Origin of the sequence: Helicobacter enhydrae (genome assembly GCF_001693335.1) — a bacterium.
GTDB lineage: Bacteria > Campylobacterota > Campylobacteria > Campylobacterales > Helicobacteraceae > Helicobacter_G > Helicobacter_G enhydrae.
Genome location: NZ_CP016503.1, coordinates 544398 through 558639, shown reverse-complemented (window position 1 = coordinate 558639; position 14242 = coordinate 544398). Strand labels below are relative to the sequence as shown.

General features: G+C 40.8%; 10 protein-coding genes, 2 rRNA genes and 2 pseudogenes. 8 read left to right on the top strand and 6 right to left on the bottom strand.

All coding sequences use genetic code 11. The features are described 5' to 3' along the window. Positions 1 to 37: 37 nt before the first annotated feature. Together BBW65_RS02535 and rrf are read left to right on the top strand one after the other, a co-directional pair. Positions 38 to 2922 (top strand): 23S ribosomal RNA (locus tag BBW65_RS02535). A 153-nt stretch (positions 2923 to 3075) separates the two neighbouring features. Then, a 5S ribosomal RNA gene (gene rrf, locus BBW65_RS02530) occupies positions 3076 to 3191 on the top strand. Between the two features lie 1765 nt (positions 3192 to 4956). Here the strand turns inward: rrf and BBW65_RS07850 are convergent. Further along, the gene (locus tag BBW65_RS07850; RefSeq protein ID WP_199919463.1) at positions 4957 to 5130 is read right to left on the bottom strand and encodes a hypothetical protein; all 174 of its coding nucleotides are present in this window, start codon (positions 5128 to 5130) and stop codon (positions 4957 to 4959) included. Positions 5131 to 5274: 144 nt separating this feature from the next. Between BBW65_RS07850 and BBW65_RS07845 the strand changes: the two genes are divergently transcribed. Continuing rightward, a complete protein-coding gene (locus BBW65_RS07845; protein ID WP_066339249.1) occupies positions 5275 to 5460 on the top strand; it encodes a hypothetical protein in 186 nt (61 codons plus the stop codon). Positions 5461 to 5897: 437 nt separating this feature from the next. On the opposite strand, the gene bcp is transcribed toward BBW65_RS07845, so the two are convergent. The 4 genes from bcp to BBW65_RS02490 are packed head-to-tail and all read right to left on the bottom strand — an operon-like array spanning position 5898 to position 9232. After that, the gene (gene bcp / locus BBW65_RS02505) at positions 5898 to 6350 is read right to left on the bottom strand and encodes a thioredoxin-dependent thiol peroxidase (RefSeq protein ID WP_066339246.1); all 453 of its coding nucleotides are present in this window, start codon (positions 6348 to 6350) and stop codon (positions 5898 to 5900) included. Continuing rightward, positions 6331 to 7260, bottom strand: coding sequence for a tetraacyldisaccharide 4'-kinase (locus tag BBW65_RS02500; RefSeq protein WP_066339241.1), 930 nt, complete (start codon positions 7258 to 7260; stop codon positions 6331 to 6333). The genes bcp and BBW65_RS02500 overlap by 20 nt, the downstream gene beginning before the upstream one ends. Then, on the bottom strand, positions 7260 to 8432 hold the full coding sequence (locus BBW65_RS02495) for a DegT/DnrJ/EryC1/StrS family aminotransferase (protein WP_066339240.1): 1173 nt from the start codon (positions 8430 to 8432) through the stop codon (positions 7260 to 7262). The genes BBW65_RS02500 and BBW65_RS02495 overlap by 1 nt, the downstream gene beginning before the upstream one ends. Further along, entirely contained in the window at positions 8429 to 9232 is an 804-nt protein-coding gene (locus BBW65_RS02490; RefSeq protein WP_066341777.1) for an NAD+ synthase, read from the bottom strand. The genes BBW65_RS02495 and BBW65_RS02490 overlap by 4 nt, the downstream gene beginning before the upstream one ends. A 228-nt stretch (positions 9233 to 9460) precedes the next feature. Between BBW65_RS02490 and petA the strand changes: the two genes are divergently transcribed. The 3 genes from petA to BBW65_RS02475 are packed head-to-tail and all read left to right on the top strand — an operon-like array spanning position 9461 to position 12080. Then, entirely contained in the window at positions 9461 to 9988 is a 528-nt protein-coding gene (petA, locus tag BBW65_RS02485) for a ubiquinol-cytochrome c reductase iron-sulfur subunit (protein ID WP_066339238.1), read from the top strand. Further along, entirely contained in the window at positions 9988 to 11214 is a 1227-nt protein-coding gene (locus BBW65_RS02480) for a cytochrome b (RefSeq protein WP_066339236.1), read from the top strand. The genes petA and BBW65_RS02480 overlap by 1 nt, the downstream gene beginning before the upstream one ends. Next, positions 11211 to 12080: a c-type cytochrome gene (locus BBW65_RS02475; protein ID WP_066339234.1), complete on the top strand. Its 870-nt coding sequence runs from the start codon at positions 11211 to 11213 to the stop codon at positions 12078 to 12080. The genes BBW65_RS02480 and BBW65_RS02475 overlap by 4 nt, the downstream gene beginning before the upstream one ends. 53 nt (positions 12081 to 12133) lie before the next feature. Here BBW65_RS02475 and BBW65_RS02470 read toward each other — a convergent pair whose 3' ends face one another. Beyond that, positions 12134 to 12853: a YebC/PmpR family DNA-binding transcriptional regulator gene (locus tag BBW65_RS02470; protein ID WP_066339232.1), complete on the bottom strand. Its 720-nt coding sequence runs from the start codon at positions 12851 to 12853 to the stop codon at positions 12134 to 12136. Positions 12854 to 13043: 190 nt separating this feature from the next. On the opposite strand from BBW65_RS02470, the pseudogene BBW65_RS07780 reads away from it, so the two are divergent. Further along, positions 13044 to 13402: pseudogene (locus BBW65_RS07780) on the top strand (DEAD/DEAH box helicase family protein); the annotation flags it as partial. Positions 13403 to 13512: 110 nt separating this feature from the next. Continuing rightward, a pseudogene (locus BBW65_RS02460) lies at positions 13513 to 14214 on the top strand (IS1595 family transposase); the annotation flags it as partial. Between the last annotated feature and the right edge of the window lie 28 nt (positions 14215 to 14242).

Below are 14242 nucleotides of genomic sequence, written 5' to 3'. Positions count from 1 at the left end.
TCATTACAAGCAGTTTTATCAATACTTTAAAAGCAATAAATAAGCTTTTAAGGGCAGATGGTGGATGCCTTGGCAAAGAGAGGCGATGAAGGACGTACTAGACTGCGATAAGCTACGGGGAGCTGTCAAGAAGCTTTGATCCGTAGATTTCCGAATGGGGCAACCCAATACATAGAGATATGTATTACCTTAAATGGAGCGAACCTAGGGAAGTGAAACATCTCAGTACCTAGAGGAAAAGAAATCAATAGAGATTCTCTTAGTAGCGGCGAGCGAACGGGGAAGAGGGCAAACCAAGTGCTTGCACTTGGGGTTGAGGACTGCAATATCCACTGCAATCATTTAGTAGAATAACTTGGAAAAGTTAGCCACAGAGGGTGATAGCCCCGTATATGAAAAGTGATTGCTAGGTAGCAGGATCCAGAGTAGGCCAGGACACGAGAAATCCGGGCTGAAGCCGGGGAGACCACTCTCCAACCCTAAATACTACTCTTTGACCGATAGTGCACAAGTACCGTGAGGGAAAGGTGAAAAGAACCGCAGTGAGCGGAGTGAAATAGAACCTGAAACCATCTGCCTACAATCATTCGGAGCCCTATGATTTATCAGGGTGACGGACTGCCTTTTGCATAATGATCCTGCGAGTTGTGGTATCTGGCGAGGTTAAGCAAACGCGAAGCCGTAGCGAAAGCGAGTCTGAAAGGGCGTTTAGTCAGATGCTGCAGACCCGAAGCTGAGTGATCTATCCATGGCCAAGTTGAAGTAAGTGTAATAGCTTATGGAGGACTGAACTCGTACCCATTGAAACGGGTTGGGATGAGCTGTGGATAGGGGTGAAAGGCCAAACAAACTCAGTGATAGCTGGTTCTCTTCGAAATATATTTAGGTATAGCCTCAAGTAATAGTAATAGGGGGTAGAGCTCTGATTGGGCTAGGGCTGCTCACCGCGGTACCAAACCCTGTCAAACTTCGAATACCTATTACCCTATCTTGGGAGTCAGGCGGTGGGTGATAAAATCAATCGTCAAGAGGGGAACAACCCAGACTACCAACTAAGGTCCCCAAGTTCTATTCTAAGTGGAAAATGATGTGAAGTTACTCAGACAACCAGGAGGTTGGCTTAGAAGCAGCCATCCTTTAAAGAAAGCGTAACAGCTCACTGGTCTAGTGATTTTGCGCAGAAAATATAACGGGGCTAAGATAGACACCGAAGTTGTAGATTTGCACCTTGTGTGCAAGTGGTAGAAGAGCGTTCGTATCAGCGTTGAAGGTATACCGGTAAGGAGTGCTGGAGCGATGCGAAGTGAGCATGCAGGAATGAGTAGCGATAAAATATGTGAGAATCATATTCGCCGTAAGTCTAAGGTTTCCTACGCGATGCTCGTCATCGTAGGGTTAGTCGGGTCCTAAGCCGAGTCCGAAAGGGGTAGGCGATGGCAAATAGGTTAATATTCCTATACCAACATTAGTGTGCGATGGAGGGACGCATAGGGTTAGGTGAGCCAACTGATGGAATAGTTGGTCGAAAGGTGTAAGTTGGGAGATTGGCAAATCCGCTCCTGTATCACAAACCTGACAGGCTCTTTGAAGTCTTCGGATGGAAGAGAGAATCACTGATACCGTCGTGCCAAGAAAAGCTTCTAAGTTTAGCTAATGTTGCCCGTACCGCAAACCGACACAGGTAGATGAGATGAGTATTCTAAGGCGCGTGAAAGAACTCTGGTTAAGGAACTCTGCAAACTAGCACCGTAAGTTCGCGATAAGGTGTGCCACAGCAATGTGGTCTCAGCAAAGAGTCCCTCCCGACTGTTTACCAAAAACACAGCACTTTGCAAACTCGTAAGAGGAAGTATAAGGTGTGACGCCTGCCCGGTGCTCGAAGGTTAAGAGGATTAGTCAGCCGCAAGGTGAAGCTTTGAATTGAAGCCCGAGTAAACGGCGGCCGTAACTATAACGGTCCTAAGGTAGCGAAATTCCTTGTCGGTTAAATACCGACCTGCATGAATGGCGTAACGAGATGGGAGCTGTCTCAACCAGGGATTCAGTGAAATTGTAGTGGAGGTGAAAATTCCTCCTACCCGCGGCAAGACGGAAAGACCCCGTGGACCTTTACTACAGCTTGACACTGCCGATGGGAGCATTATGCGCAGGATAGGTGGGAGGCTTTGAAATCTTCACTCCGGTGGAGATGGAGCCATCCTTGAGATACCACCCTTAATGTTTCTGTCTGCTAACTGGCTTATGTTATCCATAAGCAGGACAATGTCTGGTGGGTAGTTTGACTGGGGCGGTCGCCTCCTAAAAAGTAACGGAGGCTTGCAAAGGTTGGCTCATTGCGGTTGGAAATCGCAAGTTGAGTGTAATGGCATAAGCCAGCCTGACTGTAAGACAAACAAGTCAAGCAGAGACGAAAGTCGGTCATAGTGATCCGGTGATTCTGTGTGGAAGGGTCATCGCTCAAAGGATAAAAGGTACCCCGGGGATAACAGGCTGATCTCCCCCAAGAGCTCACATCGACGGGGAGGTTTGGCACCTCGATGTCGGCTCATCGCATCCTGGGGCTGGAGCAGGTCCCAAGGGTATGGCTGTTCGCCATTTAAAGCGGTACGCGAGCTGGGTTCAGAACGTCGTGAGACAGTTCGGTCCCTATCTGCCGTGGGCGTAGGAAAGTTGAGGAGAGCTGTCCCTAGTACGAGAGGACCGGGATGGACGTGCCACTAGTGTACCAGTTGTTCTGCCAAGGGCATCGCTGGGTAGCTACGCACGGATGTGATAACCGCTGAAAGCATCTAAGCGGGAAGCCAACTCTAAGATAAACTTTCCCTGAAGGTCGCAAGAAGACTACTTGCTTGATAGGTTGGATGTGTAAGTGTAGTAATACATTTAGCTGACCAATACTAATAGACCGTTTGGCTTATTTATTTAGATAAGCTCTTGTAATGTTTGAGCATCACTGCCTTATTGAGTGTATAGACTTATTACAAAGAAGCTTTTGGCTTCAAGGCTTGAAACAATGTGTTATAATCCCCTTAGAAAAGGGAATAGAGGATAAGCTTTTATCTTCTATTCCCTTTTCCCTGTGTCTATAGAGAGGAGGTCACACCCAGCTCCATTCCGAACCTGGAAGTTAAGCTCCTCATCGCTGATGATACTGCACTTTTCAAGTGTGGGAATGTAGGTCGATGCAGGGTTGGGATTTACTTCAATTCTTTCTTTTTTAATCTTTTTGCTTTTATGTTGATTGTTTTTATGAATTCTTATTTCTGTGTCTTGTTATGGCTTAATGGTTTGAAAACTTTAGGCTCAAGATGGTTGGAAAAGTTGAATGGGAGGAGGCTATACTCTTTGGGGGATTCTAGAATCTCTAAGGGTTTCCTTTTGAAATTGGCTTGAGAGGCTCTATACTCTTGAGGGGATTCTTTGGTTGTTGAATCTTGGTTTGAGTGAAGCACGGATTTGGGAGTTTTAGTCAAACATAAAAAGCCAAGAAGCGTGGTTTTTGCCAAAGTAATCCCAAAAAAGAGAAACTGAGAGATTTTAGAAACACACAAAATCACCCTTTTGTCCAAACCAACTTCAAAAGAAAGAACAAACCAAGTTTGAAATATCAAAATATGCTTTCGTAGAATAACGCTTGTTTGCTAATTCTAGAATCTCTTGGTTTCTTTTTTGGGGTTGGCTTGAATGAAACACGACTTTGGAGTGATTCAAAGTTGGCTTAAAGCTTTCTTTTTGGGTTAGTTTTGCAGAAACATACTTTTGGGGGATTCTGGAATCTTTGAGGCTTTCTTTGCAAGTTGGCTTGAGGGGCTATGCTCTTTTGGTGATTTTTTGTTGTTGAATCTTAGTTTGAATGAAGCACGGATTCTTGGTTTTTCAAATTTGATGAAATCTTGCTCGAGATTACTTTTGCACAAGCACGCTTTCTAATAATTGAATCTTAAAGTGCTTTCTCTCTTAAGGGGGACAAGGGGGTTTATTGCGAGGCACCCCCCTTATCCCCCTTAAAATCCCCCAAACCCCTGCCCGCTTTTTGTGTGTTACCCACATTAACTTGACTTTGTTTTGATTCCTTGGTGTTTCAAGTTTGTTTTTTAGAATCTCTTTGCAAACTCTCAAAAAACCCTAAAAAATACAAAAACCCTCACTAAGCTATAAAGGCAATGAAAACCGCCTCCTAAACCAACCTTGTAGGACCCAAAAAGATTCCAAGTCAATGTAATCTTGAACGAGCCTTGCTAATGCAATGCTGGGGTTATGGGGGTTGTTAAGGGGGATAAGGGGAACGCTTGCTATAAGTTCCCCTTGCCCCCCTTAAGAGAGATCCTAGGGGATTCTAGAATTGTATAAAGGGTGGTTTATGCAAAGCAACTTGAAAAGAGAATCCAAGCCAAGCTTGAAAAATTGGGAAATGTGTTTTTTCAAAGCAAACACCAAAAAGATAGAATCAGAAAGATTCTAGAATTGCCAAAGAATATAGCCCCCCCTCAACTCCCCCAAGAAAATAATCAAGCTAATTTAAAACAAGATTCAAATCAAGTTTGCAAACTCAAAAAGTGTGCTTTTGTAAAAGTAGGAATTAATTAAAGAAATCCCAAATAGAGGATTTGCAAACTTGCTCCAATCAAACCAAACACCCCGAATCCGTGCTTGTCAAACAAATTCCAAAACCTTCAAGAACTCCCTCTCATAGATTCTCAAATCACCCAAAACCACACTTCAATCAATCAAGATTGAGTGACTAAACCCTAGAACTCCAAAAAGTGTGCTTTTGCCAAAGCAACCTCAAAGAGAACCCCCCCAAAGATTCAAAAATTGCTAAAGAGTAGAGTTCCTCAAGCCAAGCCTCACAAAAGAGAATCTAAGAGATTCTAGAATCGCTCAAAAGCTTCTAGATTCCCCAAGCAGATTCAATATTCTCATTTTCAAGGCTCATTTTGCAAAACACATCATTTGCTAGTCATTTTTTGCGTTTGGATTCTTTGCTTGAGATTGGTTTGAGAGGCTACGCTCTTTGCTGATTTTGCCCTCTTTGATGTTTTGAGTTTTGATTTTTTGGATTTTAGAATCTTTTTGAAAAGTTTTGCCTCTTTGGAGCCTTTTTTCAAGCTCTTGAAAACCCCTAATCAAATATCAAACCTCGCTACTTCATAAGTTGCTTGTCAATGCTCTGGGTTTGGTGTGATTTTGCGGAATTTAGGTGGATTGGGTGGGTTTGGGGCAAGTATTGTAAAAATGTTATAATGCCTTCTAATTCATACTGAAGGAGAGAAGTTGAACAAAGTTGTTGCGTTTTTGGGTGAGATTGCAAATATTATGTATGTAGGCGGGATACTTTCTCATATCGTGATTGGTGCAATGTGCTCGGGGGAAAGTGTGGAATGTGTTTTTGATTCCGATGATACCTCAAATGCTAGAGCTTGCAAAACAATCTGTAGAAGCCGGGGTGTTGAGCCATGAGTTTCTTAAGCAGGAGGATTGTAGGGCAAAACAATGCGTTGCCATTGTTGATTGAAATTCTTATGGGGGCATTTAAACCTAAGATTAGAGGTAGGTAATCATACCGCTAATCCCTTTGAAGCAAGACAATGCTTGTCGGTTATTTTTGTGGGATTGGATTTTTTGTTGAAGTTGGTTTGTGGGGGGGCTAAACCTGATTTTGAAAACTCAAGCTAAGTTTGAGTATCACAAAGTGATTTTTGGATGAGAGAAGTCTATTTGTTGTCAATCTTAGGGCAAAAGCATAAGATTTTTATAAGATAGGTTGGTGTGTTGAGATACAGAAACTTTTGTGAGGATCAAAAAGCTTTGTGCAATTTATCTTGCTAGAAAATATGGCTTTGGGAGGGTGCGACTAGAGGAGGGGCAACAATCTAGTCTTTTAGTTGATTGGGGGATTAGGGTCTGTGGTGTTGAATCCATTCCAAAACTTCTTTGGCGTGATTTTTGGCTTTGACATTTTTCCAAGAGTGCAGTATGTCGCCATTTTGGGCAATCACAAAAGTGGAGCGTATGATCCCCTGATAGGTTTTGCCATAAAGTTTTTTCTCGCCAAAGGCACCATATTGAGCACTGACACTTTTGTCTCCGTCGCTAAGCAACATAATCCCAAGATCGTGTTTGGCGATAAAATTCTTATGGCTTTTGACACTATCGGGACTGATTCCCACGATGTTTGTTTGGCATTTGTCAAACTCACCAATGAGTTGCGTAAAATCTTGAGCTTCCAAGGTGCAACCTGCCGTGTTGTCTTTGGGATAGAAATAAAGCACAAGTGTGCGATGCAATAAGTTTTGTAGGGAAGTCATCATCCCATCTTGATTGGGAAGGCTAAAGTGTGGGGCTTTCATTGCTCAGTTCTCCTTGAATATAAGTTGCAATCGTTTGCAAAACGCTATCTTTGATGCGTAGCTGAAGTTCCAAAAGGCTAAGCTCAAATCCCGTGTCCTTGAGCTTGACATAATCTTTGGAAGTGATGAGTAGGCTTGTGGCATTGTATTGCTGAATCTTTTCTTGAAGCTCTTTTGTTTGGAAAGTGGCGTGATCGGGGTAGTAGATTTTGCCTACGACATCTGGCAAGAATTCCTCAAGTCTTGAGGGGCTAGCAATGGCTGTCACAAGGAGCATACGCTTGGTTGCGTTTTTGACACTGACTTCACGAACATAATCCTCGCCTTCTTGTATGACTAGATCAGCTTCTTGATCAAGATGTTTCCATTCTCGATACATTCCACTAGGGAGACAAAAAGGATAATACGGCTGAAGTTTGGGCTTGAGGACAATGTTTAATTTTTTGAAATTAAATCGGAATCCATCATCCAAAAATACGATTTCATTTCTCATTTCTTTGGCTTGTAAAATCGCCTGTTTGCGATTTTTGCAAACAATGACCGTTGCGTGTTTCACGCTTTGGGCGATCAAATAGGGCTCATCGCCTGATTCTTGAGGACTGCATTGTATGGTGCCTTGATTGGACACTATGACCAATCCTTTGCTTTTACGCTTGTAGCCTCTAGAAATAATGGCGATTTTGCGATCGGGGAAGGCGTTGGCTATTTGTATGATGAAAGGTGTTTTGCCACTGCCTCCGACGACTAGGTTGCCAACACTGATGATAGGAATGCCAAAATCAAGCTTTGTCGATAATTTTCTTTTGAGGTATGCACATAGGCAATAAAAATAAGAAATAGGCAACAAAAGAAAGATAAGAATCTTTTGCCACCATAGAGGTTTGTAAAAATATCGATCAATAAGACGCATTACTCCTTGTCAGCCTTCAAGATATTTCTAATTGCCTGAATCACTTGCGTTACATCATCATCAGACATTCCCAAATAAATGGGCAGAGAGAGTGCCTCTTGATAGACATCAAGGGCATTTGGGAATTGCGTAACTTTTAGTTCAAATTTGTTTTTGTAATAGCTTAAGAAGTTGATTGGGATGAAATGCAACATCGTTTCGATCCCTGCTTCTTTGAGTTGTGAGGCGATTCTGTCGCGACCTTTGTTGAATCTCACAATAAATAGAGAGTAGATATTGGTTTCTTTTTCTTGAGGAAGCATCACGCCTTCTAAGTCCGACAAGCCTTCTTGATACATTTTTGCAATCTCTTTGCGTCTTAGCTCTTGCTCTGCATATTGTTTGCAAGTGAGATATGCAAGGTGTGCAGAAACGATGGACACAGAATGATCTAAGCTCATATCGATAACATCATAAAACAAGCCACTATTGGCATTTTCTCCGATATAAGAGTGGTAGCGTAGTGTCCGACATTTTTCTGCAAAAATAGCATTGTTTGTGAGAACTGCTCCGGCAAGAAACAATTTGCCCTTCATACTTGGGAGATAGGAGAGGATAGTGAAATCTGTCCTAAGATCTGATCCTACAAAATTCCCTTTTGTATTTTTGAGCCAAATGGATGAGCTGATATCTTCGATAATGCCTATATTGTATTCATCTTTGATTTTGTAAAAAGGCTCCATATCACAAAGCATTCCGCCAATATGAGACACAATGATTGCTTTGATACGATCGTCTTTTTTCCCTGCTTTTTTGGTCAAAATCTCTTCGCATTTCTCTGGCAGCATTGCTAGGTTTTCTGGATGAATATCCACAAAGATTGGTTCTGCTTCAAAATATCGGATACACTCTGGCACAAATGGGTGGCAATAGACAGAGCAAATGACGCGATGGTTGCGTTTGATACCTATTGTTTGCAACGCAAGTAGGAGTGCAGAGATTTTTGAACGCACGACAACAGAATGTTTGACTTGTGTGATTTCTTGAGTTTTTTGCTCCAATAATTCCACATAATCTATGGGTTTTTTTTGTCGATTCGAGTCGGATGTGGAATAATTCAAAATAGTCTGTGAAATGGATGGCAAATCATCGGTGTGAATATCGTATAAAAAAAACGGGATATTTGTATTCATTGTGCTGACTCCTTACTTTTGTGGGTGCGTGAAGTAAAAATACTTGGACCCTTGTTTTTAAAGCTATTCTTGCTAATCCTCGTTAAAACACTGCTAAGCAAAGATTGTGAAAATTCGCCCCGAATCATATCAAAAATTACATCTGTCTTATACAAATTTAATTTTCGCTCTTCAATTTTTTGTAACAAATGGTCAATTTCTTGGTATGAGAAGCCCAAATCCTCCTCATCGGTCTGCCCCTCAAAGAGATCTGCACTTGGTTTTTTGTGGATGATAGAGTGCGGAATCTCAAGATGATGAGCAAGTTCAAAAAGCTCTGTTTTGTAAAAATTGCCAATCGGATTGATAGCATAGGCTAGATCACCATAAATGGTGCCATAGCCCAATATGCGTTCTGTTTTGTTGCTTGTGCCAACAACTAGGGCATGTTCTTGTGCAGAGTAGTCATAGAGTATCATCATCCTTAGTCTGGCACACAGATTGCCAAAACGCTCTTTGCTCATTTTGGGGTATTTTTGCAAGATAGGCTCATAGTCTGATAGGCTGATAATATGGTGGGGGATGTCGAAGTGATTGGTAAAATCGCGTGCGTCTTGTAGATTCTCTTTGGAGCTTAGGCTTGTGGGCATTAGAAGTGCCGTGGCGTTTTTGCCAAATGCCATTTGGGACAATCTCCCGACAATCGCACTATCCAAACCCCCACTAAGACCATAAACGACGCGAGAAAATCCGCGTTTTTTGGTTTGAGTTTTCAAAAATCTAATCATCGCGTTAATGATTTGCTTGTGAGATTGTGTGATCAATGTATTCAATGTCAATCCTTTTGTTGCATATAAGTAGCATTGTTGCATATAAGTAGCAAATGGTTGGTGGATTATATCAGTTGTGTGTCTCACATTGTTTTTTTTAGCTAAAATTAAGAGTTTTTCTAAAATTTTTAGCTGAGTTTTTGTTGTTGGATTGGCAATGGAGATGATGATTGATAAATTTTTGGAGGACCAAAAATTGACAGAAGGAGTGTAGAGAGGATGTCTGAAAATCAAAGACGAGATTTTATCGGTATGGCTCTTGGTGGTGGCGTTGCCTTTGGTGCAGTGGCTTCGCTGATTGCAATGAAAAAAACTTGGGATCCACTTCCAAGTGTGGTATCTGCGGGTTTTACAACGGTTGATATTTCTGCGTTGCAAGAGGGGGAAATCATGACCGTAGAATGGAGAAAGAAGCCTGTATATATTCTTAGGATGGCAAAAGATGATCCGGATGCAGAAAAGTTTTTAGGAAAAAGGAATATCAAAATCGGTGATGCAATTTATACGATCGGAGTTCAGATCTGCACACATTTGGGATGTATCCCCGGATACGAATCAAGCAAAAAGGAATTTTTGTGTGCATGTCATGGAGGACGCTTCAATTCATCAGGGATCAATGAGCCCGGAACGCCACCTCCTGTGCCAATGGAGATACCACCATTCAAACTGATTGATGGCGGCAAAAAATTGCTTTTGGGTGAAGCTGGAGAAGAATATCAGCAACTTGCAATTAAAGGAGGTAAATAATGGCTGAAATCAAAAAGGCAAATGGGTTGATTGATTGGCTTGATCAAAGAATCGCAATCAGAACGCTTACAAAAGTTTTGATGACAGAATATTGGGTCCCAAAAAACATCAATTTTCTTTGGGCGATGGGTGTGGTGCTGCTTGTGCTATTTACAATGCTTTTTGTTTCTGGATTGTTTTTGTTGATGTATTACAAACCTGATACCAATCTTGCTTTTAATAGCGTGAATTACACGATTATGACAGAGGTGGCTTATGGTTGGTTGTGGCGTAACATTCACGCAGTCAGTGCGAGTATGGTGTTTTTGATCATTTATATCCATATGTTTGTAGGGATTTATTATGGCTCTTACAAAAAAGGAAGAGAGATTATTTGGATTAGCGGAATGCTTTTGTTTGTTCTCTTTTCTGCAGAGGCTTTCAGTGGATATATGTTGCCTTGGGGGCAGATGAGCTATTGGGCTGCTGTGGTGATTACCAATCTTTTTGGTGGGATTCCTTTTATTGGACCTGATGTTGTCGAGTGGATTAGAGGGGATTATAGTGTGGCAGATGCGACATTGACAAGATTTTTTATGTTGCATGTTTGCTTGTTGCCTGTATTGATTTTGAGCGTTATTGCGTTGCATTTCTATACTTTGAGGGTGCCACATGTGAATAATGAAGAGGGCGAGCATCTTGATTTTGAACTTGAAGCCAAAAAATATATGGAAGGACAGAAAAAAGAATCAAAAGTGATTCCATTTTGGCCCGCATTTTTATCCAAAGATATTTTTGTTGTCTTTATTTTCTTGACATTGTTCTTTTTCCTTGTGTGCTATAACTATGGTTTTGCCCTTGATCCAATCAACTTCGATCCTGCAGACAATCTCAAAACCCCCGCACATATTTATCCAGAATGGTATTTTTTGTGGAGCTATGAAATTTTGAGAGGCTTTTTCTTTAGTGCAGATTTTGGTCTTGCGATGTTTGGATTGGCTAATGTGATATTTTTCTTATTGCCATTTTTGGATCGCAGTCATGTCGTGGATCCTGCACACAAGCGTCCAGCATTTTTCATCTGGTTTGTGTTGTTGCTTGTGGATATGATTGTCTTGACAATTTTTGGGAAACTTCCTCCGGAGGGGGCGAATGTATGGGTTGGCTTCGGTGCTTCGGTGATATTTATCGGGTTGTTTATTATGCTCCCATTGATTACAAGATGTGAAAAAGGAGGTGTTAAATGAGGGAAATAAAGATTTTGGCGATTCTAGTTGTGATTGTTGGAGTGATTTATTGGGGCGTTGAACCCCTTGCTCACTCTGTGTTTCATCCCAAAAAAGCACCAGCAGATTATCAATTCAAAGATGTGAAAGATTTGCAGGTGATGTTGCCAGGCAATGCAGAATCAGGCAAGGTGCTTGTGGAGAATAATTGTGCAGGGTGCCATAATGTCACAACTCCAGAGAATGAATTGAAAGCGCGTAATGCTGATGGAGTTCAAGGACCAGATTTGAAAGAGATGGGTTATTTGTATGCTCCTGAATTTTTGAGTGCGTTTTTGAAAGATCCACTCAAAGTGGCAATGCTTGACAAAAAACTTGAGGGCAAAGAAGATCTCTACCAAATGAGTGTTATTGCCGGCACGCTTGATGATCAGCAAATCGCTGATATTGTGGCATATCTCAAGAGTATTGCTCCTCAAGAAATGAGCAACCGAGAGGTGTTTGTCCAAGCTTGTTCGAGATGTCACGAGATGAAATATGACGGAATCAATGGGCTCAAAGGGATTCAAGTAGCAACCCCATCAAAGCTTGTGCAAGAGTATCTTGGAGCACCCGCACCAGATCTTTCGATGATGTTTAGAAGTAAGGGTGCGCATTATTTGGAGCTATTCATCAATGATCCTCAAAAAATGCTTCCCGGAACCTCTATGCCACGCGTAGGATTGAGCGAAAAGGCAGAGAAGCAAGTCTTGTCTTATATGGAAGAAATCGCAGATCCCAAAAAAGCAGAGAGAGAGTCTTTGGGAATCAAGCTAATGCTTTATTCTGCCATTATGGCTGTGATAGCTTATCTTTGGAAGCGTAGAGTTTGGAAAGATTTGCATTAGCAAGAAATGGGGGTAGGGGGAATAAATGAGCTAGGATCTCATCCTAGCCTTGATTATTGGATATTTGTATAAACCGCCTGAACATCGTCGTCTTCTTCGATTTTGTCTAACAATTTTTCACTTTCAAGTATTTGTTCTTCAGTGAGTGTGATGGGATTGTTGGGGATACGCTGTAGATTGGCTTTGCACACTTCAATCCCCAAAGCCTCAAAGCCCTCATTGAGTTTGCCAAAATCGCTGTAATCACCATAGGCGATATAAGAAGTTTTGCCCTCGATCTCTACGCTCTCAAGCTCGTCCAATCCATAATCAATGAGTGCCAACTCAAGTTCTTCTAGATCGATTGTTGGATTCTCAAACTCAAAGACACTTTTGCGTGAAAACATAAACTCTAATGAGCCATTTGGCACAATTGAAGCACCTGGCGTTTTGTTGAAGTAGCTTTTGAGGTTGGCGATTGTGCGAGTGGGATTGTCTGTGGTGCATTCAATCATGATTAGCACCCCATTAGCCGCTTTGCCCTCATAGGTAATCTCTGTGAAAACGCCATCTTTGCCACTTGCGCGTTTGATGGCTGATTCGATGTTGTCTTTTGGCATATTTTGTGCCTTGGCATTGGCGATGGCTGTGCGTAGTTTGGCATTCATGTCAGGATCGCTACCACCCTCTTTGGCTGCCACGGTGATGGCTTTGGCAAGTTTGGGAAAAATTTTGCTCATTTTATCCCATCGTTTTTCTTTGGCTGCGCGTCTGTATTCAAATGCTCGTCCCATAGTTTTTATCCTTTAGATTGGTATAAGTTTTGATAGAGAATTTTATCACAATGTTTGCTGTCTGAAATTTTTTGTAGCCCCCATCAGCCTTGGCATTTTTCTATCCTTGCATAAATGCAGATTGCTTTTGGGAAATTATTCATAGTTTGCTAGAATTCAAAATCCATATAAATAACAAGACGAGAGATCAATGATTTTTGAAACCCAACAATATCAACAAGATTGTATCAATAACATCATCACACTTCTCAAAGATTTTGATTTTGACACACACGATACAGCAAGCCTAAAAAAGTGTTTTGAGCATTTCTACTCTCACACCCCTCAACCTATCCAAACCCTAAGCAATCGCAGAAATATTGATATTTTGATGGAAACAGGCACAGGCAAAACTTTCACTTATCTCAACACAATCTTTTTGAGCTACACAAAGAATATCATCAAAACAAATTCATCATTTTTGTGCCTAGAAAAGCTATCTTAGAATCCGTCAAGCAAAACATCAATCTCACTGGGGATTATTTTTCTCGGCATTACAACACACACACATCAAACCTTATTATTACAAGGCTCTGTTACAATAAACTATTGATTTTTAAACTTCATTTTGTTATAATCCCCAAATTTAAAAGAACCATACTAAATTAAAAGGTAATAAAATGACAACCAACAAAGCAGAGCTTGAAATCATAAAACAGCTTTTTAATGCTCTTAGTGATGATGATAAAAAATCCTTTCTAAAATCTCTTAAATCAAAAAAAGAAATAAGTAAAAAACTAAATTTTACAAGAGAATTAAAAGAATGCCCCCATTGCAAATCAACACACTTTGTAAAAAATGGTAAAGTGCAAGGCAGACAAAGATTTATGTGTATGGATTGCAAAAAAACATTTACCCATACAAATAACACTATTTTTTATGGTGTCAAAAAAGATATTAAAGTGTGGAAAAAATACATTCATTGTATGATTGAAAAATATTCTCTTAGAAAAACAGCTCAAATCTGTAATATTTCTCTTCCTACTGCTTTTGCTTGGAGACATAAGATTTTAGATAGTCTGCAAGAAATGATGAATACAATAGAACTCAATGGAATCATAGAAGCAGATGAAACTTTTTTTCCTTTATCATTCAAAGGCAATCATAAAAATTTTAATCTACCACGCTTAGCTAAGAAAAGAGGCACAGCAAACACTAAGCGTGGTTTATCAAAAGAACTTGTTTGCATACCTGTTCATCACGATGGGCTATCAGTTTGGAGAATCCCAAATCTTAGAAAACCAAAGCTCACAGATTTACAAAAGGTTATTCACAATAAAATTGCACAAGAGAGTATCTTTGTAACAGATGGTTTTAGAGCTTAAAATCTTTTTCAATGAATTAGACGAT